At 62.3% G+C, this 21,803-nt stretch carries 17 protein-coding genes; 12 read left to right on the top strand and 5 right to left on the bottom strand.

Going from position 1 to position 21,803, the window contains the following annotated elements; genetic code table 11:
• The first annotated feature begins 23 nt into the window (after positions 1–23).
• Positions 24–1,292, top strand: a complete 1,269-nt coding sequence (locus AC1RQC_RS39150; protein WP_492814835.1) for an amidohydrolase family protein — start codon at positions 24–26, stop codon at positions 1,290–1,292.
• 1,235 nt (positions 1,293–2,527) lie between these two features.
• Here the strand turns inward: AC1RQC_RS39150 and AC1RQC_RS39155 are convergent.
• Together AC1RQC_RS39155 and AC1RQC_RS39160 are read right to left on the bottom strand one after the other, a co-directional pair.
• A complete protein-coding gene (locus AC1RQC_RS39155; RefSeq protein WP_492814837.1) occupies positions 2,528–3,292 on the bottom strand; it encodes an SDR family NAD(P)-dependent oxidoreductase in 765 nt (254 codons plus the stop codon).
• A 15-nt stretch (positions 3,293–3,307) separates the two neighbouring features.
• Complete coding sequence (locus AC1RQC_RS39160; RefSeq protein WP_492814839.1) at positions 3,308–4,489, bottom strand: thiolase family protein; 1,182 nt, start codon at positions 4,487–4,489, stop codon at positions 3,308–3,310.
• Positions 4,490–5,233: 744 nt separating this feature from the next.
• Here AC1RQC_RS39160 and AC1RQC_RS39165 point away from each other — a divergent pair.
• From AC1RQC_RS39165 to AC1RQC_RS39175, 3 genes are read left to right on the top strand one after another with little or no spacing between them, the layout of a single operon-like run.
• On the top strand, positions 5,234–6,394 hold the full coding sequence (locus tag AC1RQC_RS39165; protein WP_492814841.1) for an acyl-CoA dehydrogenase family protein: 1,161 nt from the start codon (positions 5,234–5,236) through the stop codon (positions 6,392–6,394).
• Positions 6,395–6,433: 39 nt separating this feature from the next.
• Entirely contained in the window at positions 6,434–7,618 is a 1,185-nt protein-coding gene (locus tag AC1RQC_RS39170) for an acyl-CoA dehydrogenase family protein (protein ID WP_492814843.1), read from the top strand.
• 23 nt (positions 7,619–7,641) lie between these two features.
• A complete protein-coding gene (locus AC1RQC_RS39175) occupies positions 7,642–8,751 on the top strand; it encodes an acyl-CoA dehydrogenase family protein (protein ID WP_492814845.1) in 1,110 nt (369 codons plus the stop codon).
• A 207-nt stretch (positions 8,752–8,958) separates the two neighbouring features.
• On the opposite strand, the gene AC1RQC_RS39180 is transcribed toward AC1RQC_RS39175, so the two are convergent.
• From AC1RQC_RS39180 to AC1RQC_RS39190, 3 genes are all read right to left on the bottom strand, one after another.
• Positions 8,959–9,243 carry a hypothetical protein gene (locus AC1RQC_RS39180; protein WP_492814847.1) on the bottom strand — a complete coding sequence of 95 codons (285 nt, stop codon included), beginning with the start codon at positions 9,241–9,243 and terminating at the stop codon, positions 8,959–8,961.
• 232 nt (positions 9,244–9,475) lie between these two features.
• Entirely contained in the window at positions 9,476–10,243 is a 768-nt protein-coding gene (locus tag AC1RQC_RS39185; RefSeq protein WP_492814849.1) for an enoyl-CoA hydratase/isomerase family protein, read from the bottom strand.
• A gap of 31 nt (positions 10,244–10,274) precedes the next feature.
• The gene (locus AC1RQC_RS39190) at positions 10,275–13,769 is read right to left on the bottom strand and encodes an indolepyruvate ferredoxin oxidoreductase family protein (protein WP_492814851.1); all 3,495 of its coding nucleotides are present in this window, start codon (positions 13,767–13,769) and stop codon (positions 10,275–10,277) included.
• Between the two features lie 57 nt (positions 13,770–13,826).
• Here AC1RQC_RS39190 and AC1RQC_RS39195 point away from each other — a divergent pair, with 57 nt between their 5' ends.
• From AC1RQC_RS39195 to AC1RQC_RS39230, 8 genes are all read left to right on the top strand, one after another.
• Positions 13,827–14,084, top strand: coding sequence for a hypothetical protein (locus tag AC1RQC_RS39195; RefSeq protein WP_492814853.1), 258 nt, complete (start codon positions 13,827–13,829; stop codon positions 14,082–14,084).
• 82 nt (positions 14,085–14,166) lie between these two features.
• Complete coding sequence (locus AC1RQC_RS39200) at positions 14,167–15,450, top strand: metal-dependent hydrolase family protein (protein ID WP_492814855.1); 1,284 nt, start codon at positions 14,167–14,169, stop codon at positions 15,448–15,450.
• Positions 15,451–15,470: 20 nt separating this feature from the next.
• The gene (locus tag AC1RQC_RS39205; RefSeq protein WP_492814857.1) at positions 15,471–16,472 is read left to right on the top strand and encodes a zinc-dependent alcohol dehydrogenase family protein; all 1,002 of its coding nucleotides are present in this window, start codon (positions 15,471–15,473) and stop codon (positions 16,470–16,472) included.
• Between the two features lie 155 nt (positions 16,473–16,627).
• Entirely contained in the window at positions 16,628–17,368 is a 741-nt protein-coding gene (locus AC1RQC_RS39210) for a nitroreductase (RefSeq protein ID WP_492814859.1), read from the top strand.
• 41 nt (positions 17,369–17,409) lie between these two features.
• Complete coding sequence (locus tag AC1RQC_RS39215; protein ID WP_492814861.1) at positions 17,410–18,198, top strand: hypothetical protein; 789 nt, start codon at positions 17,410–17,412, stop codon at positions 18,196–18,198.
• A gap of 280 nt (positions 18,199–18,478) precedes the next feature.
• Positions 18,479–18,907, top strand: coding sequence for a Zn-ribbon domain-containing OB-fold protein (locus tag AC1RQC_RS39220; RefSeq protein ID WP_492814863.1), 429 nt, complete (start codon positions 18,479–18,481; stop codon positions 18,905–18,907).
• Positions 18,908–18,932: 25 nt separating this feature from the next.
• The gene (locus AC1RQC_RS39225; RefSeq protein WP_492814865.1) at positions 18,933–20,102 is read left to right on the top strand and encodes a lipid-transfer protein; all 1,170 of its coding nucleotides are present in this window, start codon (positions 18,933–18,935) and stop codon (positions 20,100–20,102) included.
• Positions 20,103–20,221: 119 nt separating this feature from the next.
• Positions 20,222–21,571 (top strand): alpha/beta fold hydrolase, encoded by a 1,350-nt coding sequence (locus AC1RQC_RS39230; protein WP_492814867.1) that lies wholly within the window; start codon positions 20,222–20,224, stop codon positions 21,569–21,571.
• Positions 21,572–21,803 lie beyond the last annotated feature (232 nt).

Genomic DNA, 21,803 nt, shown 5'->3' on the forward strand with positions numbered 1-21,803 from the left:
AGCATTCATAAGGATAGGTTTCTATGTCGAATATAACCAGCAGCAAGAACGCATGGCGCTTGCAACCAAGCGAGCCCACGAGCTGGGGCGAACGTCTGCTGACGGGGCACGCCAATAAGTACTTCGTTGTGAGCGCAGATTCGCACGCGAACGAGCCACTGGACTTCCTGTCGTCCCGGGTCGACGCGAAGTACAAGGAACGGTTACCCCACGTGCGCGTCGACGACGATGGCACGCAGTGGCTTATCACGGATGGCTGGCCTCCTCAGTTGGTCAGGATCCCATCGGATAGGAAAGATCTCTTGCCGACGGCGGAGGAATTCGAGAGCTTCGAGGTGTTGGCGCCTTATTCGGATCGGATGGAAGACGAGGACGTACTGCGTACTGCCTCAGGCCGCAGCGTAGAGCAGCGACTGCAGCACGCTGCACAGGATGGTGTGGACGCGGAAATTGTTTTTCCTCAAAAAGGCATTTTGACCTTTGCAACACCGGATGTTGAATTGGCGGGCGCGATGACGCGTGCATGGAATCGCTGGGCCCTCGATACCTTCAAGCCTGAGTTTCATAGGATCATGCCGATGGCCATGATTGCGGCGGGGGACGTCGAGAATGCCATCAAGGAGGTCCAGTGGGCCGCTGCCAACGGGTTCCATGGCGTAATGGTCTCTAACAGGCCGGTGTTCAATCGCATCGACGAGCCGCGAAACCGCCTGGAATACAATGACAAGATGTTTGAACCGCTGTGGGCAGCGATTCAGGAAACCGGTCTCCCGCTGGTATTCCACGTAGGCAACGGCGAAGATCCGCGTGCCGTAGGTGGAAAGGGTGGCGCCATCATCAACTTCCATGCTGCGATGAATTCGGGGATCGACCCGCTGGTTACGCTCATCGCGTCCGGTGTGTTTGAACGCTTCCCGGCGCTGAAGGCTGGCGTCATCGAAAGCAGCATCGGCTGGATTCCCTGGGTTCTCAATATGATGGACCACGCCTATCGGGCCCATCACATGTGGGTTCGGCCGGTGATCCCCGAGCTGCCGAGCACTTACTTCAAGAGTAATTGCTTCGCGTCTTCGTTGGAAGAACCGGATTCGTTGAAGAATCTCATCAGTCTCGGTCTGGAGGACAACATTCTTTGGTCGAGCGACTATCCGCATCATGAGGGCACGTTTCCCCATTCGAAGCTCAGTATCGAGCGGCAGATGGACTTCATGACGGATGTGCAGCGCGCCAAGGTTCTTGGCTTGAACGCCGCGCGCATCTTTAATATCCAGAACCCCTACGCAAAGCAGTAGTACGGCAACGCCCTCCTCGATAGTCCGGCGCGTATGGGATGAGCGAATTCATCCAGGCGCTGCGGGGGAGGGCGAATTGAGCCCAGGAAAATGCTACTACCGGTGCTTAACCTCCAGCCAAATGAGCAAGGAACTTTAAGCGGCTCATCGACGCCGGACGACCTTTGGTCGGGGGGGCGGCCGTGGACGAAGTTCGATTGCCCGATGGTGTTACTGTGCCGAGCGGATCTCGACCAGGTGATGGAACGGGTATCCGAATGATGTGGTTGGCTGGGCCGGTCACCATTCTGGCGCAGCGGCAAGCAGACGAAAAAATCTCAGCGCGTGGAGGCGAGCATTCGCGCCAAGGTCGAACATCCCTTTTTGGATCCTGGAGTTGCAGATTGGCCGCGCTGACGTGTGCTGTTTGGGGTCGGCGAGAAAACACAGCACAGATTACGACACCGTTCGCGTTCTCCAATCTCTGGATAGCCACGCGTGGGAATGGTGATAGACAGCCTTCCTGTTTCGGAAGAACGCCAGAGTATCGTCGCAAGATGATAAGTCGTCCGAGTTAGAAATCGGCTGTTCGCCGTATTGTATTAACTGATCATCTAAATCAAAGCTCGTCATCGAGAATAACGCTCGTCAAAACGTTGATACCACCGTTAAAATCCGACCATCGCCGAGCAAGGGCATTTTTCCCGTCAAGCGCAAGCTTGAGCTCGTGGCCGCGGTCGGTCAGCTCGTAGCTATGGGAAGTTGGTATGCCTTATCCGTTGGCTGAGTGACAATGCGTTCGCGAGGACGATGGGCATGGTAAAGGTGCCATCCAAGAAGCCCATTACGGCCGTCCATTGAGCATCCGCGGTGCCAAACCGGATCGGGTGCTCGCTCTCTCGTGATACCCAGTATCCCGAGATCGCAAGTGCACCAGACGAACGGCATATCCTATACTGGGGCACGGGCAGCGAGGGTCGCGGGCGAATGGTTGCTACCACCATGCCGCATGCGTATTGCAGCCACAGTGGTTATGGCGCAGCCTTTCGGAGTCGAAGTGGGCCTTGGGAGCCTCCACCTGGGAGCGCGACACTCGACGAAATGGCGCGAGTGGTCGTCACGCTCCTGCAGCGATAGCTGCAGGCCGATATTCATCAAGCATTCATCAAGCCTATTTACAGGATGTTGTACCAGTTGAAGGAGGCCGAGCCGAGTTGTGTTCGACCTGCCCGCTGTTAGCGGGCAAAGGCCAGGCGTCAACGGGGAGGCATCCGGATGGCGCCATCAAGGCGGATCGTCTCGCCGTTGAGCATGGGGTTCTCAATGATGTGCGCGGCGAGCATGGCGTACTCAGAGGGGTGCCCCAGGCGCGCCGGATGAGGCACAGCCTTGGCGAGTCCCTCGCGCGCTTCGGGTGACACACGTGCGAGGATCGGTGTATCGAAGGTTCCTGGCGCAATGGTGCACACGCGGATCTTGCGGCTCGCAAGGTCGCGTGCGGCGACGATGGTCATGCCGACGATGCCGGCCTTGGCGGACGCGTAGGGGATCTGGCCGATCTGGCCTTCGAAGGCGGCTACCGACGAGGTGAGGATCACTACTCCACGTTCTCCCTCCAGCTCTTCGACCCTGGCCATTTCAGCCGCCGCGAGGCGCAGCACGTTGAATGTGCCGACCAAGTTGACGCGCACTACCATCTCGTAGTGGTCCAGCGACCCGGGAATGCCTTCCTTGTCGACTACTCGCAGCGGGCCGCCGCGACCGGCGCAGTGCACGGTGGCACGTAGGGGGCCGAATTCGCTTGCCGCGGCGAACACGGTCGTCATCTGCTCCTCGCTCGTGACGTCCGCCGGCACGAACCGGCACGCGGCGCCCAGTTCCTTTGCCACCTCAGCCCCCGAGGAGGTAGGCAGATCGGCAATGACGACGTTAGCTCCCAGCGACAGCAGCTTCTCGACCGTGGCGCGGCCGAGCCCCGAGGCTCCCCCGGTGACGACTGCGGAATTTCCGGTGATGTTCATATTGTTTTGTCCCGCTCAGAGCCGTTCGATGATGGTTGCGTTGGCCAGGCCACCTGCCTCGCACATGGTTTGGAGGCCATAGCGGCCGCCGGTCTGCTCCAATGCGTGGAGCATGGTAGTCATCAGCCTGCCACCTGAGGCCCCCAGTGGATGGCCGAGCGCGATTGCACCACCCCGGGGATTGAGGCGAGCCGGGTCGACGTCGAACTCCTTCCGCCACGCGAGTGGCACGCTGGCGAAAGCCTCATTGACCTCGAAGTGGTCGATGTCCCTGGCCTGCAGCCCGGCCTTTTTAAGCACGCGGCGGGTTGAGGGGATCGGCGCGGTGAGCATCATCAATGGGTCGTCGCCGACTACATCGAACGCGACGAAACGCGCGCGTGGAGTCAGGTTTAGGCGCCGTGCGGTGTCCTCACTCATGATGAGTAGAGCGGACGCGCCGTCGCACAGTTGCGACGAGTTGCCGGCGCTCACGCCCCACTGGATTTCCGGATAGCGCCCAAGCCATTTTTCGTCGAAGAACGACGCCTTGAGCTTGGCAAGCCCGTCCGCGGTGGTCGTGTCGCGGATTGTGTCGTCGTGACGCACCTGGACGCCGTCGGTCAGAGTCACGGGCACAATCTCGGAGGCGAAATTGCCCCCATCGCGAGCGGCTGCCGCGCGCTTATGCGATTCAGCAGCGTAGGCGTCCATCGACTCGCGGGAAATTCCCCAGCGCGCGGCGATGCGCTCGGCGGCGATGCCCTGAGGAATGAGGCCACCTTCGTAACGCTGGTAGATGGTGGCACCGAGCGGGTCCTGACCGATGCGCGCGCTGAACATCGGTACGCGGCTCATCGACTCGATGCCGCCGGCCACGACGATGTCGTACGCGCCCGCGGCGATTCCCTGCGCCGCGAAGTGCACCGCCTGCTGGCTCGAGCCGCAACGGCGGTCGATCGTGGTCGATGGCACCGACTCAGGCAGGCCGGCGCCTAGCCAGGCTAGGCGGCCCGGCGCGCCGGATTGCTCGCCGACCTGGCTCACGCAGCCGACGATGACATCATCCACTGTAGACGGATCGATATCGTGGCGCGTCAGAAGCGTCTTGAAGAGTCCGGCTAACAGGTCGGTGGGATGCACGGTGGAGAGTGCGCCGTCCGCTTTGCCGCGGCCCATGGGCGTGCGGATGGCGTCGACAATAACAGGGTTTCGCATGTGTTTTTTGCCAATGTCTGAGTTACGGGAACGTATGACTTGACCGCGTGGAAGAGGTCGTGGGTCTAATAGTAGATAGAAGGCAGGAGCACCGGGGCATCGTGTACGCGTTGGGCAAAAGCGATTGCTCTCACAAGCAGGTCGCTGCGACGCGAAGTATCGTTCTTCGCTGCACCGGAGCACGATCTGTTCTGCGCATGCTGTGATCCTGCGCCGCCCTTGACCCGACCTGGCGGAACTAGTGAAACTTCTCAGTAATTGAGCAACCTGAGATAGGAATCGGCGTGACAGACACCATTCTCGATCTATCCGGCATGACGACACTCGTGGTACGTGGCCCCGGTGGCGATGGGGGCGCGGGCGAGTTCTGGACGGGAGGCGCCACAGCTCACGTAGCGGGGTGCCCTGATCGGGTGTCTGGTTGCAAAAGGCAGACGGGTTCGGGTCCGCGCGACCTGCAGTTTGTGCAGGTTGACGTCGCCAATCAACTCGCCTTCGGGTGGTTCGAGCGCGCAGCATAAGTGCCCGATGTACGGGACGCCAGAGGCCGCCTGATATGTATCGCAAAACCCAAGAGGAGACATCCCATGTCCGAAGCAAGATTCGCCGTTAGCAACGGTGTAACCACTATCTGCATCAACCGCCAGACCCGTAGTCGGCATGTGTTCAAGACGAACGTTGCACACGCAGCCGTCGTCGCGGTCGCGAGGGAAGTACGTGTCTGTTCGGATGGAGGCTTGAGTCATGCCTATTGACGTCCCACGGCCTGAGGGCTGGACCGATGAGAGCGTGTCGCTCCTCGAGTCGATGACACAACGCTTCATCGACCGCAACGCGACGCAGGCCGACGTGAAACGCTGGCGCGAGCACGGCTCAGTGGACCGTGATCTATGGCGCCTGGCCGGTGAGGCAGGCCTTCTTGGCGTCAGCATCCCCGAAGCGTACGGCGGCGGGGGAGGGGATTTCCGGCACGAGGTCGTGCTGATGGAGCAACTCGGTCGACGCTGCGTGCAGGGCTTTGCGTTGCCGCTGCACAACGCAGTGGCTGCGCCCTACCTCGTGACCTACGGTCTGGAGGAGCAAAAGCTGCGTTGGCTGCCGAAGGTTGTGTCAGGTGAGACTGTCCTCGCCATCGCGATGACCGAACCCGGCGCGGGATCTGACCTGCAGGCCATGCGGACGACCGCGCGGCGAGACGGCGAGCACTACGTCATCAATGGACAGAAGACATTCATCACCAACGGCCTGCATGCAGGGCTCGTGATTGTCGCCTGCAAGACCGACGGCGGGGCCGGAGCGAAGGGCATTTCGCTCTTCGTCGTTGAAACTGACCGGGTCGAGGGTTTCGAGCGCGGGCGGCTGCTCGACAAACTTGGTCAAGAGGGACGCGACACGACCGAACTCTTCTTCCGCGACGTGCGCGTGCCAGCGGAAAATTTGTTGGGCGGCGTGGAGGAGCGGGGCTTCGCACAGCTGATGGAGAAGCTGCCGCAGGAGCGCCTGGTGATTGCGTGGCAGTGCATGGCCGCGATCGAGTGTGCGCTCGAGTCGACCCTCGAGTACGTGAAGCAGCGCCAAGCGTTCGGCCGTCGTTTGATGGACTTCCAAAACTCCCAGTTCCGGCTTGCTGAATGCAAGACGGAGGCAACGATCGCAAAGGTCTTCCTTCACAACTGCACCGAACGTCTGCTCGCAGGAACACTCGACACCGCGACGGCGTCGATGGCGAAGTACTGGGTCAGCGAGGCGTGCTGCAGGATCGTCGACGAATGCCTCCAGCTGCATGGAGGGTACGGCTACATGCTTGAGTATCCGATCGCCAACCTCTACAAGGACGTGCGCGTAAACCGGATCTACGGTGGCACGAACGAGATCATGAAGTTGCTGATCGCGCGCACCCTGTAGCGAGCGGCGGGAGACAACCCCACATCGGAGGAACTGTACATGGCAAATGATCACGGCAAGCTTGATGCACTCCGGGCACAGGTCCGTGCCTGGCTGGCGGACCACCTGCCACCCGATTGGCGGCGCAGCATGACCGGCGTCGGTACGAAGGAATTCCTCGCGTTCCAGCGAGACTGGATGAAGTCGCTCGTGGCGAGCGGCTATGCGACATCCCACTGGCCGGCTGGCTGGGTGGGAGGCGGGCGCACGCTCGACGAGCAGCTTGTCATCATCGAGGAAATGGTGCGCGCTGACGCGCCTCGTCTTATCCTCTACTTTATCTCGCTCTACCACGCAGCAATGACGCTGACAGAATGGGGCTCCGAGGAGCAGAAGGCTCGTCATTTGCCTGCGATCCTGGAAGGCGAGATCTGGTGCCAGGGCTTCTCGGAACCCAACGCCGGCTCCGACCTGGCATCGCTGAACACGCGCGCGGTCCGCGAAGGCGACCACTACGTGGTCAACGGCCAGAAGATCTGGTCGACCCTCGGCCAGCACGCCGACTGGTGCCTGTTGCTTGTGCGAACCGATTCGAGCGGTCCCAAGCAGGCTGGTATCACATTCCTGCTGATGGACATGAAGTCGCCGGGGGTTGAATGCCGGCCTATCCGACAGATCACAGGCGACGAGGAGTTCTCGGAGATCTTCCTAACCGACGTGCGTATCCCGGTGACCAACCGCCTCGGCGAGGAGAACGCGGGGTGGCGCGTGGCCCAGACCACCCTTAGTTCGGAGCGCGGCGTGGCAATCTTCGAGCTGGCTGAGCGCATGTCGTGGAGCCGATGGCGGCTGCTTGACGCGCTTGGCGAGCGTGACGGTGTGGTTGCCGACGACCAGTTGCGGCGCGAGGCCGTAGACGTTTTTACGCGCATCGACGCGTTGCGTGCGCTGGTGAGCGAAATGATGGCCGCACTAATCGCAGGCAAGGAGATCGGTGGCGCGGCTTCTATCGTCAAGCTCGCCTATGCGCAGGTACTTCGCGACTTTACGACGCTCGGCCTCAAGGCACAAGATGGATCGCAGTTGCTCACCCCGTTCACGCTCGGTGGCGGTCACGAGACTGGTAACTGGTTGTTTGATTACATGAACTCGTTCATGTGGTCGATCGCTGGCGGCAGCAATGAAATTCAGCGCAACATTATTTCCGAGCGTGTGCTCGGCATGCCGCGCGAACGCGCGGCGTGACACGGATAGACGCAAGAGGGGAGATGACCTTGGAAGCCTTGCTTGACACGGAAGAGTTGCGGGATTCTGCGCGGCGGGTGCTGGCGGAGCAGATCGACCGGCAGGTATTGCTCGCGCATTCGGGCGAAAGACCGCTGGAGCGGAAGTTGTGGGGGCTCATGGCAGAGCTCGGTTGGCTCGGCTTGACGGTGTCGGAGGAATACGGTGGTCTCGCTCAGCCGCTCTCGGTTGTCGCGGTACTCTACGACGAGCTCGGTCGCGCGCTATCGCGCGCACCCTACATTGGTGCCGCGGTCGGGCTTGATGCCCTGTGCCGCTCTGTCGTGTCCGGCCAAGCGGTGGCGGCAATTGAGGCGGGCGCCGCCGGCGAGGCGATTGTTGTGCCGGCGTTGGGCTCCCCCGTTTCGCTGACCGTCCACGCCGAGGGCCAGACGCGCGTGGTCGACGGCGTTCTTCGCAACGTCTTGGACGCGCCGCACGCTACGCACCTCATGCTGCCTGTGGAGGGCGAAGAGAGCTTTATCGCCTTGATCGCGCTACCGCATCCGGGCGTGGTCGTCACGCGCCGCCCGGCCTGGGACCTGACCCGAGAAGTCGCCGATATCGAACTAAGGGGGCTGACGTTGTCAGACGGCGAGATCGTGTTGCGCGGCGACGCTGCAGGCGAGGTGCTCGTTCGCATGCGGACGCACCTCGATATCGCGCTGGCTTGCGATGCTTTGGGCGGTACAAGTGCGGTGCTCGAAGAGACACTCGTCTACATGCACCAGCGCCAGCAGTTTGGCCGACCTATCGCGTCGTTCCAGGCGCTCAAGCACCGCTGTGCCGACCACAAGGTAGCAATTGAGGCGTCGCGCGCGCTGCTGCGCGCGGCCTGCCGCGCGGCAGATTCCGATCCGGCCAATGCGGTCGATAAGGCGGCCCGAGCGCGACTGCATGCCGGCGCGGCTTACCGGATGGTCAGCGAGGACTGCGTGCAATTGCACGGCGGCATTGGCTTCACGTGGGAACATCCGTGTCACCTGTTCCTCAAGCGGGCGCGTCTTGGCGAGGTGCTGGGCGGGACCGTCGAGCAGCGCAAGGACCGGCTCGCACCGATGCTCTTCCGCGCAAGCCGGGCGTCGCGCGGGTAGACCAAAATCCGCATCCATCCACGTTCAGATGAGGGAAGTTCAATGCGGTCAATAAGTCCGCGATCAATATGCGGGTTGCGCCCGGGCGTGGGGTATATAGGAGCGTATGCGGGGTTCGACGGCGCGTGCGATGGGGTGTTTCCCTCATCGTGATCCGCCGGGGGGCTCCCTGTCGCAGTTGGTTCGCCGTCACTTCTACGCAGGAGGTCACGCTGCATTCACGCGATAGACTCGTGCCGCGCGATGCTCTCCATCGTGTACGCGAGCCCGATGTCGAACACTGCGTGCGCGACCAACCTGGTCAGACGGATGCCCGCGCGCTTCGGTCCTTTCATACCGGCGCGAGGCGGTGGCGATCTGACAGCCGATCTCGTGGGCGCGGACCTTGGCGTGCTCGTAGGGAATGACGAGGTCGGTCACCAGCCTCATCGCCTCTGCGACGCGTGGCGTGATGCGGTCGCCAGTCAGCAGGCATTGCTTGGAGCGCGGCATAGCGATTGACTGCGACCAGTCACCGATGCCTCCGTCGCTGGCGACGAGGCCAATCTTCGCCCATGGGACGCGCCGGCGCATGGAATATGGAGAGGTGGTTCCAGAAGTCCTGCCACTGGCTGGAACCGCTCGACGTGGGAGCGTATGCGCAAGGGAGGACTTCCCTCAGCATGATCCCCAGGGGCGGCTCCTCTCCGTCGTAGAGGGGCCGCCGCCAGTTCGACACTGGGATTCATCCCCGCATTCGCGCGATGGCCTCGGCCGCTTCCGGCCGCGCGATGCTCTCCATCTCGTAGGCGAGCCCAATGTCGAATGCTGCTTGCGCGACCTGCTCGGTCAGGCGGACAAACGCGCGCTTCGTGCCTTCCACGCCGGCCCGGGGGAGTGTTGCGATCTGACGGCCAATCTCGCGGGCGCGGACTTCGGCGTGCTCGGGCGCGGTGACCAGATCGGTCACCAGCCCCATTGCGTATGCGTCACGCGCCGTGATGCGGTCGCCCGTCAGAAGGTATCGCTTGGCGCGCAGCACACCGATCGACTGCGACCACCCAACGATACCGCCGTCGCCGGCGACGAGGCCAATCGCCACATGTGGATCCGAGAATTTTGCCTCCTCGTATGCCACTACAATGTCGCACAGTGTCATGAGTGTGGCACCCATTCCGATGGCGGGACCCTGAATCGCCGCGATGACGGGGAAGGGTAGACCGATCAGCGTGCGAAAGACGCGCCGAGCGTCGCGCATCATGCGCTCGCGCACTGCGATGGAGTCGCGCGCCTCGATGATCTCGTCGAAGTCACCGCCGGCTGAAAACGCCTTGCCCTCGGCAGAAAGCAGGAGCGCCCGCACTCGTTCGTCGCGCGCGACGAGGTCGAGCGCGTCCGCGAATTCCACGTGCGCGCGTGCGTCGAAGCGGTTCAAGAGTTCGGGGCGCGACAGCCGGATGTGAGCGATTTGGTCTGAGATGTCGAGTTGCAGGGTCGAGAACATCGTTGTCATGGATTGACTCATAGAAGGGGAGGGCGAATGCTCAGCGGCTAACGAAGACGATGGGTTGGACTACCGGCTCGCGCGCCGGCTTTACATCAAGTGCAGCGAGTAGCGCCGGCTCGCGGGCCATGTACGCTTCGAGTGCTGCGTGTTTGACCGGGCCGAATCCGCGGATTTCCGATGGCGCATGTGCCAAGTCGATCGCGGCCTGCACGTTGTCAGCGTTTAGCTTGTCGACTGCCCGCTCGATAAGCTCGCGGTATTTCTGCACCATATTGCGTTCCGCGCGCCGCTCCGCAGTTCGGCCGAACGGGTCGAATGGCGTACCGCGCAGTTTCTTCAACGACGCGAGCGTGCGAAACAGCGGCATTATCCAGGGCCCGAACTCGCGCTTGCGAGGTCGGCCGTTGGACGCGTCGCGCCCTGGAAGGAGCGGTGGCGCCAGGTGGAACGTCAGTTTGAAGTCGCCGGCGAACTGCGCACGCAGTCGCTCCTGGAAGCGCGGATCGCTGTGCATGCGCGCGACTTCGTACTCATCTTTGTAGGCCATCAGGCGCGCGAGCGTGATCGCTACCTCGCGCACGAACTCGGGGCCGCGCGCGAGATGCATGGCATGCACGCGGCGCTCGATGTCGACAACGAAGCGGTGGTAGTGCTCTGCATAGGTTGCGTTTTGATACTCGGTGAGCAGACGCACGCGGTTATCCAGCACCGTTCGCAGTGTGTCGAGGCGCGTCATGTTGGCGGCAGGCTTGTCAGGTGTCAGTGCCTGAGGTGCGTGGGCTGCGAGCCGCCCGAGAGCGAAAGTCCGGAGGTTGCCGTCTATGAAGGTGCCGTTGAGGCGGATCGCCTCCTCAATCGATTCGACCGCGAGCGGCACCAGGCCCTTTTGCACGGCGTAGCCTAGCATCATGACGTTGGTCGCAATGCTGTCGCCGGTGAGCTCCGTGGCCAGGCGCGTGGCGTGTAGTGCGAACAGCTCGCCCCCTTCGAGCCCCTGGGCGATCGCGTTGCGCAGTGCCTCGTTGTTGATTTCGAGGTCGCGATTCGTCTGGAATGCGCCGGTAGGGGTTACGTCAAGGTTGACGATTGCCTTGGTAGTACCAGGCTTGATGGTCTTCAGGACGTCAGCACTTGAGGCGACGATCATGTCACACGCGACGATGACGTCGGTCTTTCCAGCATCGAGTCGCGCGGTAAACAAGCTCGCCGGGTCGCGGCCGATGCGGATGTGGCTCGTGACCGCGCCGCCCTTCTGCGCCATGCCGGTCAAGTCGAGGATGGTGCAGCCCTTGCCCTCGAGGTGCGCTGCCATGCCGAGCAGCGCGCCTACTGTCAGCACACCGGTTCCACCGACCCCGGCGACAAGTACATTGACCTCATCGGCCGACCCAATGCGCACGGGTGTGGGCAAAGCGGCAATTTGTTCGCGGAGGCGCGAGTCATCGGCGCCTGCCTTGCTGGCGATCTTCGCGCCAGTAACCGTGACGAAAGACGGGCAAAATCCCTTCAAGCAACTGAAGTCCTTGTTGCAGGAGGACTGGTCGATCACGCGTTTTCGGCCGAACTCCGTCTCCAGCGGCTGGATGCTCACACAGTTGGACTGGACCGAACAGTCGCCGCAGCCTTCGCAGACCTCGGGGTTGATGAAGACGCGCTTGTCGGGCTCGGGATAGGTGCCGCGCTTGCGGCGGCGTCGCTTCTCAGTGGCGCAGGTTTGTTCGTAGACGATGGCCGAGACGCCCTTGCGCTCGCGCAGATCGCGCTGCAGTGCGTCGAGCCGGTCGCGGTGCATTACCTCCACGCCCTGAGGGAGCTTCGCGTCCCGATGCTTCTCGGGGTCGTCGGACACGAGTACCACCGGCCAGACCTTTTCGGCGACGAGCTGGCGAACCATGTCCGCAGGGCCGATGTCGGCCTCCACGGGCTGGCCACCCGTCATCGCGACGGCGTCGTTGTATAGGAGCTTGAAGGTCATGTTCGCTTTGGCGGCGACCGCGGCGCGGATCGACAGGATACCCGAGTGAGAGTACGTGCCGTCGCCGACGTTCTGGAAGACGTGTGGCATGTCGACCAGCGGTCCGACAGATACCCACGGCATTCCGTCGCCGCCCATCGGCATGGGTTCCATCGTGCGGCGCTCCGGCATGACGTAGGCCGCCAGGCCGTGGCAGCCCACCGCGCTGAGCGCGGTACTGCCTTCCGGGATGCGTGTACTGGTGTTGTGGGGGCAGCCGGAGCAGTAGAACGCGGGCCGATTGGCGCCGCCGGCTGTCACGGTGCGGCGCTCCACATTGTCGAACCACGTGGCGCGATCGGCCATACCGGGCACCGTCACGCCCAGCTGCTGTAGCATGAGCACCACAGCGCGGCGCACGTGCGCAGGGGACAGCTCGCCCGAGGAAGGCAACAGCGGTGCGCCGTTCAGGTCTTGCTTTCCGGCAAGCGCTGGACGGCGATCCGCGGCGATGCCATAAAGGTGGCGTGCGAGCTGGTCTTCGACAACGCTGCGTTTTTCCTCGACGACCAGCACAGCGGTGCTGCTCTCGGCGAATGCCACCGCACTCTCGCGCTCTAGCGGCCAGATCATGCCCGGCTTGTAGACGCGGACGCCCAACTCACGGCAATGAACCTCGTCGAGGCCCAGGTCGACGAGCGCTTGGCGCACATCAAGATAGGCCTTGCCGGCAGCAACAATCCCGAGCACCCGTTTGGGTGAGTCGATGGCGACACGGTCAATGCCGTTTGCGCGCACAAAGGCCCCCGCTGCGGGTAACCGCCGGTTCACGACCCAGTCTTCCTGCACCAGCGGTGGCCGCTTTCGCTGCAGGTTTAGACCCTCGGGTGGCAAGGTGAAGCCCTGGGGAAGGTTGAGGGCGCGGTGCATGTCCGGCAGTTCCACCGATGCGGCGAGGTCAAGCGTGTCGGTGATGCACTTGAGGCCCACATAGAGGCCGCTGTAACGAGACAGCGCCCAGCCGAAAACACCAAATTCCAGGATCTCGCGGATCGTAGACGGATATAGCACCGGCAGGAAGCCCGCAATCAGGGTGTGCTCCGACTGGTGTGCGCTGGCCGAGGACTTCCCGCCGTGGTCGTCGCCGACCACCGCAAGGACGCCGCCGTGCGCCGATGACCCCTCGAGGTTGCCGAGCTTGAGCGCCTCGCAGGCGCGGTCCATGCCGAGGCCCTTACCATACCAAAGGCCGAAGGCTCCCTGGTAGTCGCTCTTGCCGAACCAATGGAGCTCTTGAGTGCCACGCACTGCCGTCGCCGCGAGCTCTTCGTTGAGGCCGGGCTGGAAGCGGATGTCGTGCTGATCGAGCAGCTTGTGTGCGCCCCAAAGCGCCGCGTCATAGACCCCGAGCGGTGATCCTCGGTATCCCGAGACGTAACCTGTGGTTCGTAGCCCGAGGGCGCGATCGCGTCGCGCTTGGTCCAGTGGCAGGCGCACCAGCGCCTGATTCGACGAGATGAATACCCGACCGTTTTCGAGTGAGTACTTATCGTCCAGCGTCGTTGCGCTCTTCGTCATGGTGGTGAGCCTTCCCTTCTGTGTGAGGCTCCTTTTGTAGGAGAAAGGGAGGTCGGCGTGTTGTCCGTCGCTGCACTCCATTTTGATGTGGTCGCGAAGATCAACGTTGCAATCGAGCCGTCCTTTGGCGGCAAGCAGCCCGAGATCGGTTGCGGCGGTGTGCGCCGTCGGCGCATCCTTTCACTGCGATTTGGTCCGGACCCGAAAGCATCGATCTCTAAGTTTTCCCTTTCACCACCGGAGCATATTGAGCAATCTGCTGAAACCCCTATCGCTGGGCAGCGAGCTGAGATCGGTGGCCCCATGCAGGCATAAGCAAGAACGCTTACCACGTGAGGCAACTGCAAAGGGGGCTTCAGACCTACACTAAGTGAAGAACAAGACGCAAGGAGACATCGTGGCGAAACGGACCATATTTGCGAATGCCAACCTTTTTGACGGCAAGAGCACCTGCAGGCCCTGCACGACGGTTGTGGTCGAGGACGGCAAGATTGTGAGCGTGGGCCAAGATGCCCCGCCACAGCCGGGAGAACGCCGCATCGATCTGGCCGGAAAGACGCTTATGCCTGGCATGACGGTCGGCCACTGGCACGGCGAGTTCGTGGAAATCGGGCCGCCTCTGTTCGGGTCGCAGCGCGCCGGTACGTTCCTCGGCACAGAAAAGCCACCCGCCATCCTCGCACTGCAATACGCTAACGCAATGCGGGTCGCCTTGCAGTCGGGCGTGACGCAGGTGGTGTCTGGTTCGTGCGGTCACAACCATGACACCCAACTGCGAATGGCCAAGGAGAGCGGTCTCATTGATGGACCGCACATTACCACCTGCAGCAGACACGTTGTGACGACCGGAGATTACGAGGACCGGGCCAAGTGGTGGGCTAGCTCCGCGCCGCCCGCCGATGGCATCCGTCGCCATGGACAGAACGTGTTCGCCGACGGGGTGCCGCAAATGATCAAGGCGGTTCGCGAGGAGATCCTATTCGGTGCGGAGATCATCAAGCTCCTGCCGAGCGGCGGCCACGGCTTTTCCTGGAGTAAGGCGTATCGTGGACTCTCCAATGCCGAGATGCGCGCGGTAGTGGAGACAGCCCACGAGCGTGGGGCGCGCGTGCGCGCCCACGTGACTACACGCGAGGCCATTCTCGAGTGCCTGGACGCCGGCGTCGACATTCTGGATCACGCGGACTACATGGATGAGGAGTGCATCGACAAGATGGTCTCTCGAGGCGCGACACTCGTGCCCAGCATGTTGCTTACCAAGATCCTCGGACACTCGAAGACCGCCACCCCAACGGACCGAAGCGATCCAGACCAGTTCGGATGGCTCAACATGCTCGATATGCTGCCCAAGGCCAACAGGGCGGGCTTGCGCATCGTGCCGGGTGATGATTACGGCGCCCAGGGCTTGCCGCACGAACCAGGCGTGTACGCCCGCGAACTCGAGGTCTACGTGAAGGACATGGGGATCCCGGCCGTCGACGTGCTCAGATGGGCCACCGCCAGTGGCGCCGAGCTGGGGCGGCACATTGACGCCGGCACGATCGAGCCGGGGAAGGTTGCTGACCTGCTTGTCATCGACGGCGATCCGGTGGCCGATATCAGCATCCTGACCAACCCCGGCCGCTACCTAAAGGCGGTGCTGCAGTACGGTCGATTCATCAAAGACGAACTGGCGGTCTGAGCCGGTTGAGGGAGAAAACTGTGAAACGGATTGAAGTGATGCACCCGCCGTCGATCGATGGCTTGGCACTAGTGGACGTGCGGCAGTCCGAGCCTGGACCGCGCGAGGTGCTGGTGCGCGTGTGCGCGTCGTCGCTCAATTTTCACGACTATCTGGTCGTGACTGGAGTGATGCCGCCTGAGGCCGGTCGCGTGCCACTCTCCGACGGTGCAGGGGAGGTGATCGCAGTGGGGGCAGAGGTGACCACGCTGGCGCCGGGCGATCGGGTCGTCGGCACGTATTTTACTGATTGGCTCGACGGCCCGCCCACGGCTGCCGCGGTTCGTCGCATGCGCGGTGAACAGGTCGACGGCTTCGCGAGCGAGTATGTCGTCAGGCGAGAGTCGGACTTCGTCAAAGTACCAGAGGGCCTGTCGCACGAGGAGGCAGCAACTCTGCCCTGTGCAGGTCTCACAGCCTGGCGCGCAGTGATGGTGGAAGGCCAGTTGAAGCCGGGCGACACCGTGCTCGTGCAGGGTACGGGCGGCGTCTCGATTTTTGCGCTGCAATTCGCCCGCATGGCCGGCGCCGAAGTCATCGCACTGACGTCTTCCGACGCCAAGCGTGCGAGGCTTGAGGCCCTGGGCGCGCGGCACGTACTGAATTACCTGGAGGAGCCCGAGTGGGGGGCACGCGTGAAGGCTATCACCGGCGGGCGTGGCGTTGACCTCGTGGTTGAGGTCGTCGGCGGCGACCTGTCGCAGACGCTCCGGGCTTGCCGCGTGGGCGGTCAGGTCCTGTTGGTCGGGGCGTTAAGCCGCAAGCCGATCCAGTTTCCGGCGGGTCTGGTCATCACCGGGAACTTGCGGGTGACCGGGCTCACAGTCGGGAGCCGTGCGCACCTCGAGCAGATGATGCGAGCGATTGCGGGCAACGGACTACAGCCTGTCATCGATCGAGTTTTTCCCCTGGCCGAGTTGAGGGAAGCCTTCCGCCATCAGGAGGCTAAAGCCCATTTTGGAAAAATCTGCATTGCGATCTAGCTATGCATCCTTATCGGCGCGCTCCGGAGGTCGGCGTGCGCGCATAAAGGAGCTGTGAGGACTACCATGCCCTACGATCGTTCGCTCTCCGGGCCGCCGGAGCATCAATTCCAATTGCATTCGTGCATGAGCACGATGGCGCGGGGTGGAGGCCTATGATGACCATCGAGCAAGTTGCCGCGCCATCAACTACGAATGCCAATGACGCAGCCGTACTCGAGAGGCTGCTCGCGCAGCGCTTTAGCTGTCGCGCGTACTTGCCCGACGAGGTGCCGCGTCCGGTGATCGAGCGTATGCTCGCCATGGCACAGCGGTCTGCCTCCTGGTGCAACTCGCAGCCATGGCAGGTTATCGTCACTGCGGGCGCGGGTACGTGTCGTTTCCGCGAGGCGCTGCTCGCACATGCCGAGGCCGACCACTCGGCGCACGGCAATGTGCCGAGCGTAAGTCCCGATTTTCCGTTTCCCGCGGCTTACAGGGGGGTTTACAAGGAGCGGCAACGAGAGGTGGGCTGGCAGCTCTACCAAAGCGTCGGCGTCAAGTACGGCGATCGCGCCGCTTCGGCACGGCAGGCCCTTCGGAACTTCTCACTGTTTGGTGCGCCGCACATGGTGCTTGTCACGTCCGAGCGAGACCTCGGTGTGTATGGGGCGATCGATTGCGGCCTCTACCTTGGCAGCGTGCTGCTGGCGGCGCAGAGTCTGGGCATTGCCAGCGTCCCACAAGCCGCGCTGGCGGTGTACGCGCCGTTCATGCGAGAGTTCTTCGGCATTCCCGAAGACCGGGCCGTGGTACTGGGCGCCTCGTTCGGGTACGCCGATACGACGCATCCTGCGAACGCGTTTCGGTCGCGACGGGCAGGTCTGGCGGATGTGGCGACGTGGGTCGATCATTGACCAATCGCCAATGAACGGCCATTTATCTGAAAGAGAAAATCATGATTATAACGCCACAATATACGGTTGCCGAAATCATTGGGTACATCAATGCGAACATGGAATACCTTAAGGTATTCGGAACAATCGCAAATCTCCTCGCCTATGTCCAGATTATCTATGGCGTGTGGGTCGGATTTCGTGACCGGTCGCACGCGATCCCAATCATCACGGTCGCAATGTTCTTCGCGCACGATACCTATTTCGTCCTGAACTACGAATACTGGACTCAGACGATCAATCATCCTTTTTTCAATGGAAATTTGATTGCGATGAGCATATTCGTCTGCTTTGAATTGGTTTTAATTTGGCAGATCATAAACTACAGTCGGAAGGAGGTCGGACTGGGTAATAGCAAGCTCCAGGCCTTCATGTCATTCGTCGCGATCCAGGCTGGTGTCTATGTCATGTTCCTGTGGTTTAAATCGATGATAGGGGATCCGCTTTACCTGGAATGCTTCTCTATTTCCATCGTGTTTTCGAATCTCTTCAACATTCCGATGTTGCTGCGTCGGGGTTCGCGCAAAGGTCAGTCTTTTGTCATAGCCTGGGCGCTGGCGATTCAGACCGGGCCGGTGGGATTCTTCTTGGTGAATCCCTACTTGGGCCCCTATTTCACACAGTGGCCTTGGATCGCGGCAGGCATTGCGAACACGGTACTCGCCTTCGTGTATCTCTGGATGCTGTACAAGGCTCCCCGCTACGCTCGTGACGTCGTCACGCATGGAGCAACCCCTCAACATGGAGTCGCCGGCTTGAACGAAGCAGCGATCAGATCGAGACAGGGTTGAGTCCGTTGCACAGCCAGTGACCTGCTTGCGGGAGGGGCAATCAGCCTCGCTCGCGGACGCAGCGGATGGGTAGCTGTTCAGTTTCCCCGCAGCCTCACGCGGGGAACCGCCAAAGATACCGCTCAGGAGCGGTGGATTCAGGTTGGTGTTGGTGCAGTCCTGAATCAAGCTGCCCGCTGGTAATCGCTACGATCGATGTCTCCCTCTTTTCGACGGGAGCGCAACGGCGCTAGCGCGAGGGGCCACACTCATTCGCCAACCTTCGATTTGGAACACCAGCATGTCAAACGACGCCGCCACTTCATCACCGCTTACTCAGGGCCATTCGGCGCCCTGCTCGAACCGCGACTACGATTTCCACTACGCGGGCCTGAAGGCAGACCAACTGCTTGTCCAACAATGCGCTCACTGCGGACTGCTACGCAATCCGCCAGGTCCCACGTGCCCTTCGTGCCAGTCGTTCGAGTGGCGCCCGTTGGCGCTACGCGGCACGGGGACCATTTTCAGTTGGACGGTGCACTACCATCCCGCGCTTCGCGGCTTCAACGTGCCACATCCGGTGGCGCTGGTCGAGATGGACGAGGGAGTGCGCGTCGTGGGTGGAATGGACGGGATGAGGGCACCTCTGGATATCGGGATGCGTGTGCGCACGGAATTCCTGCGGCGCGGCACTGTGGCGGGCTACCGCTTCGTGCCTGCGGACGAGTGATCGAGTTAAAGCGAGGCTACAGCGCATGGCAAATCTCAAGGACAAGACCGCTATCGTTGGCTATGGGGCCACCGAATTCTCCAAGAACTCGGGGCGTAGCGAACTGCAGTTGGCGGTGGAGGCCACGCTGGCTGCTCTGGCCGACGCGGGTATAAATCCCAGCGAGGTCGACGGCATGGCCACATATACGATGGACAACAATGCGGAGTTCGAGATATCCCGGGCCATCGGCGCCCGGGGGTTGACGTTCTTCAGCCGCATTCCAGCGGGCGGTGGTGGAGCCTGCGCGCCGCTGCTGCAGGCAGCGCTCGCGGTCTCCGCGGGCGTGGCTGAGGTCGTCGTTTGCTACCGGGCGATGAACGAGCGCTCCGAGTACCGCTTTGGCACGCCGCTGGACACGGTATCCCCAACCCCGGAGAATCTGATGTTCAGCTACCTCGGCATGCAAGGGCTGCAGACGCCGGCCGCGATGATCGCTATCACGATGCAGCGCTACATGAGAGAGACCGGGGCCACGAGTGAGGACTTTGCCCGCTATGCGATCGCCGCGCGGCGCCACGCGGCTAGCAATCCAAAGGCCTTCTTCTACGGGAAGCCGATCACGCGTGAGGACTATTTCAACTCGCGAATGATCGCCGATCCGCTGCGCCTGCTGGACTGCTGCCAAGAGAGCGACGGTGCAGTGGCGGTTGTTGTGACGAGTGCGCAGCGCGCACGCACGTTGCGGCAGAAGCCGGTCCTCATCCGTGCCGCCGCACAGGGCGCGCCGCAGGGGACGATGAGCCTGGGCGGCTACTACCGGCCCGACATTACACCGCGTGGCGAGTGTCAATTGGTCGCGCGCCAGCTCTACGAGACGGCACGGCTGACGCCGAAGGACATCCAGGTGGCGATCCTATACGACCACTTCGGCCCAACCGTACTGCCCTCGCTTGAGGCTTACGGCTTCTGCAAGTGGGGCGAAGCGAAGGAATTCATCAAGGATGGCAACATAGAAATCGGTGGGCAACTCCCAGTGAACACGCACGGCGGCCTACTAGGTGAAGCGTATATCCACGGCTTGAACGGCGTCGCGGAGGCTGTGCGGCAGTTGCGTGGCGCCGCCGTCAATCAGGTGCAAGGCGTGCACAACGTGTTGGTGACGGCTGGCAGCGCCGTGCCAACAAGCGGTCTGATTCTCGGGATTGAGCAGTGAACTTGGGTGTCGAGGATCGCAGGTTCGCTGGCGGCAACTGCTGTTGCCGGTCCGGATAAGTGCGGCTAGTGTCGACTGGCTAAACTGGGTGCACGGAATTTCATCGGGAAGCGACACAAATGGACATCGTACTCTACGGCTCTGGCGGCATCCGACTGGCCGTGGACGCGGTGGGCGACCCCAACGCCCCGTGCGTGCTGCTGCTGCCCGGCTTCGGCCAGACGCGGGAGGCGTGGACCAAGGCGGCCAAGGCGCTCGCGGCGGCCGGACGCTACGCGGTGACGGTTGACCCACGCGGGCACGGCGACAGCGACTGGTCGCCCGAGCGCCGCTACGAGTTTGGTGACCTCGTACAGGACGTCGTCGCGATTGTGAAGCAACTTCCTTCCAGACCGGCAATCGTGGGCGCGCAGATGGGAGGTCTGGCTGCGCTCGCGGCGATTGGCGAGAGCACCGGGCCGATCGCCAGCTCGCTCGTGCTGGTGGACGCGGCGCCACGGATGACGCGCTCCGGCCTCGATCGCACAAACCAGCTCATGACGCGCGACGCGAGCGGCTTTGCAACGGTGGAGGAGGCCGCGCAGGCACTGGCAGAACACTTCAACTCTGCTGAAATGGTCGTAGACCCGGCCGCGGTCAGACGCCATCTTCGGCGTGCCGACGACGGCCGCTTTCGCTGGCACGTCGACCCGGCATACAATGGCTTCAACGTCGGCCCGGAGGGCCGACTGGCGGCACAGCACCGCCTCACGGCGGCGGCGGAGGCGCTCGATATCCCGACGCTGCTAGTGCATGGAGCGTCGAGCAGCAAGGTTGACCGGCAGAGTGTGGTGGAGTTTCGAGCGCTCGTGCCGCACGCGGAAGTTGCGGAGATACCTGGTGTAGGGGACGTGGTCATAGGCCATCGCAACGATGCTTTCGACATAGCTGTGCTGGACTTCCTCGAACGTGCGGACCCGCGGCGCGGGCCGCGCCCACAGGGCGGCTTTGAGCCGCATGTGCTGCGCGAAGCGCTGGACTGCTTCGCTACCGGGGTGACGGTGATCACGACAAACGATGCGGACGGGGCGCCGCTCGGCTTCACCGCGAACTCGTTTACGTCAGTGTCGCTCGATCCACCGCTCGTGCTGTTCTGCGTCCAGCGCGAGTCGCCGACCGTCGCAGCCTTGCGCCGGCGCGGGGCCTTCGCAGTCAACGTGCTGCACATTGGCCAGCAGCCGGTGTCGACGCGCTTTGCGTCGCGCAATGTGGACCGCTTCGCCGAGACGGAGTGGGAAGTGTGGGACCAGCAGGTGCCCATTATCTTGGATGCGGCGGCGAATTTTGAGTGCGCGATCGACGCGATGATCGATGGGGGCGACCATGTGATCGTGATAGGGCTGGTCAAGCGGGCGCATTTTGACGCCTCTCGCGATCCCTTGTTGTACTTCCAAGGCGAGTACCGACGCATCCACATGGCACGCGCTTGACGCCTCGCGTGTGTGCATCCGGATCGATGCCCGGGGACGGTGCCCGTCAGCTCTAAAGCTCTCAGACACGGTGGCAGTGGGCACTTGCCTGCGGCGGATGCCGCAGTGTACTTGGTGTGCTAGGGAAAACACTTAAGTGAAAATCCCGAAGATGTGGTGAGCAAGAGCGGTGCGCTTTCGCCACAACCTGCTACGGATCCAAAACTTATCTGTGAGTGCAATCCGCGGGGAA

The sequence above is a fragment of the Cupriavidus sp. GW822-FHT03E04 genome (genome assembly GCF_058801495.1).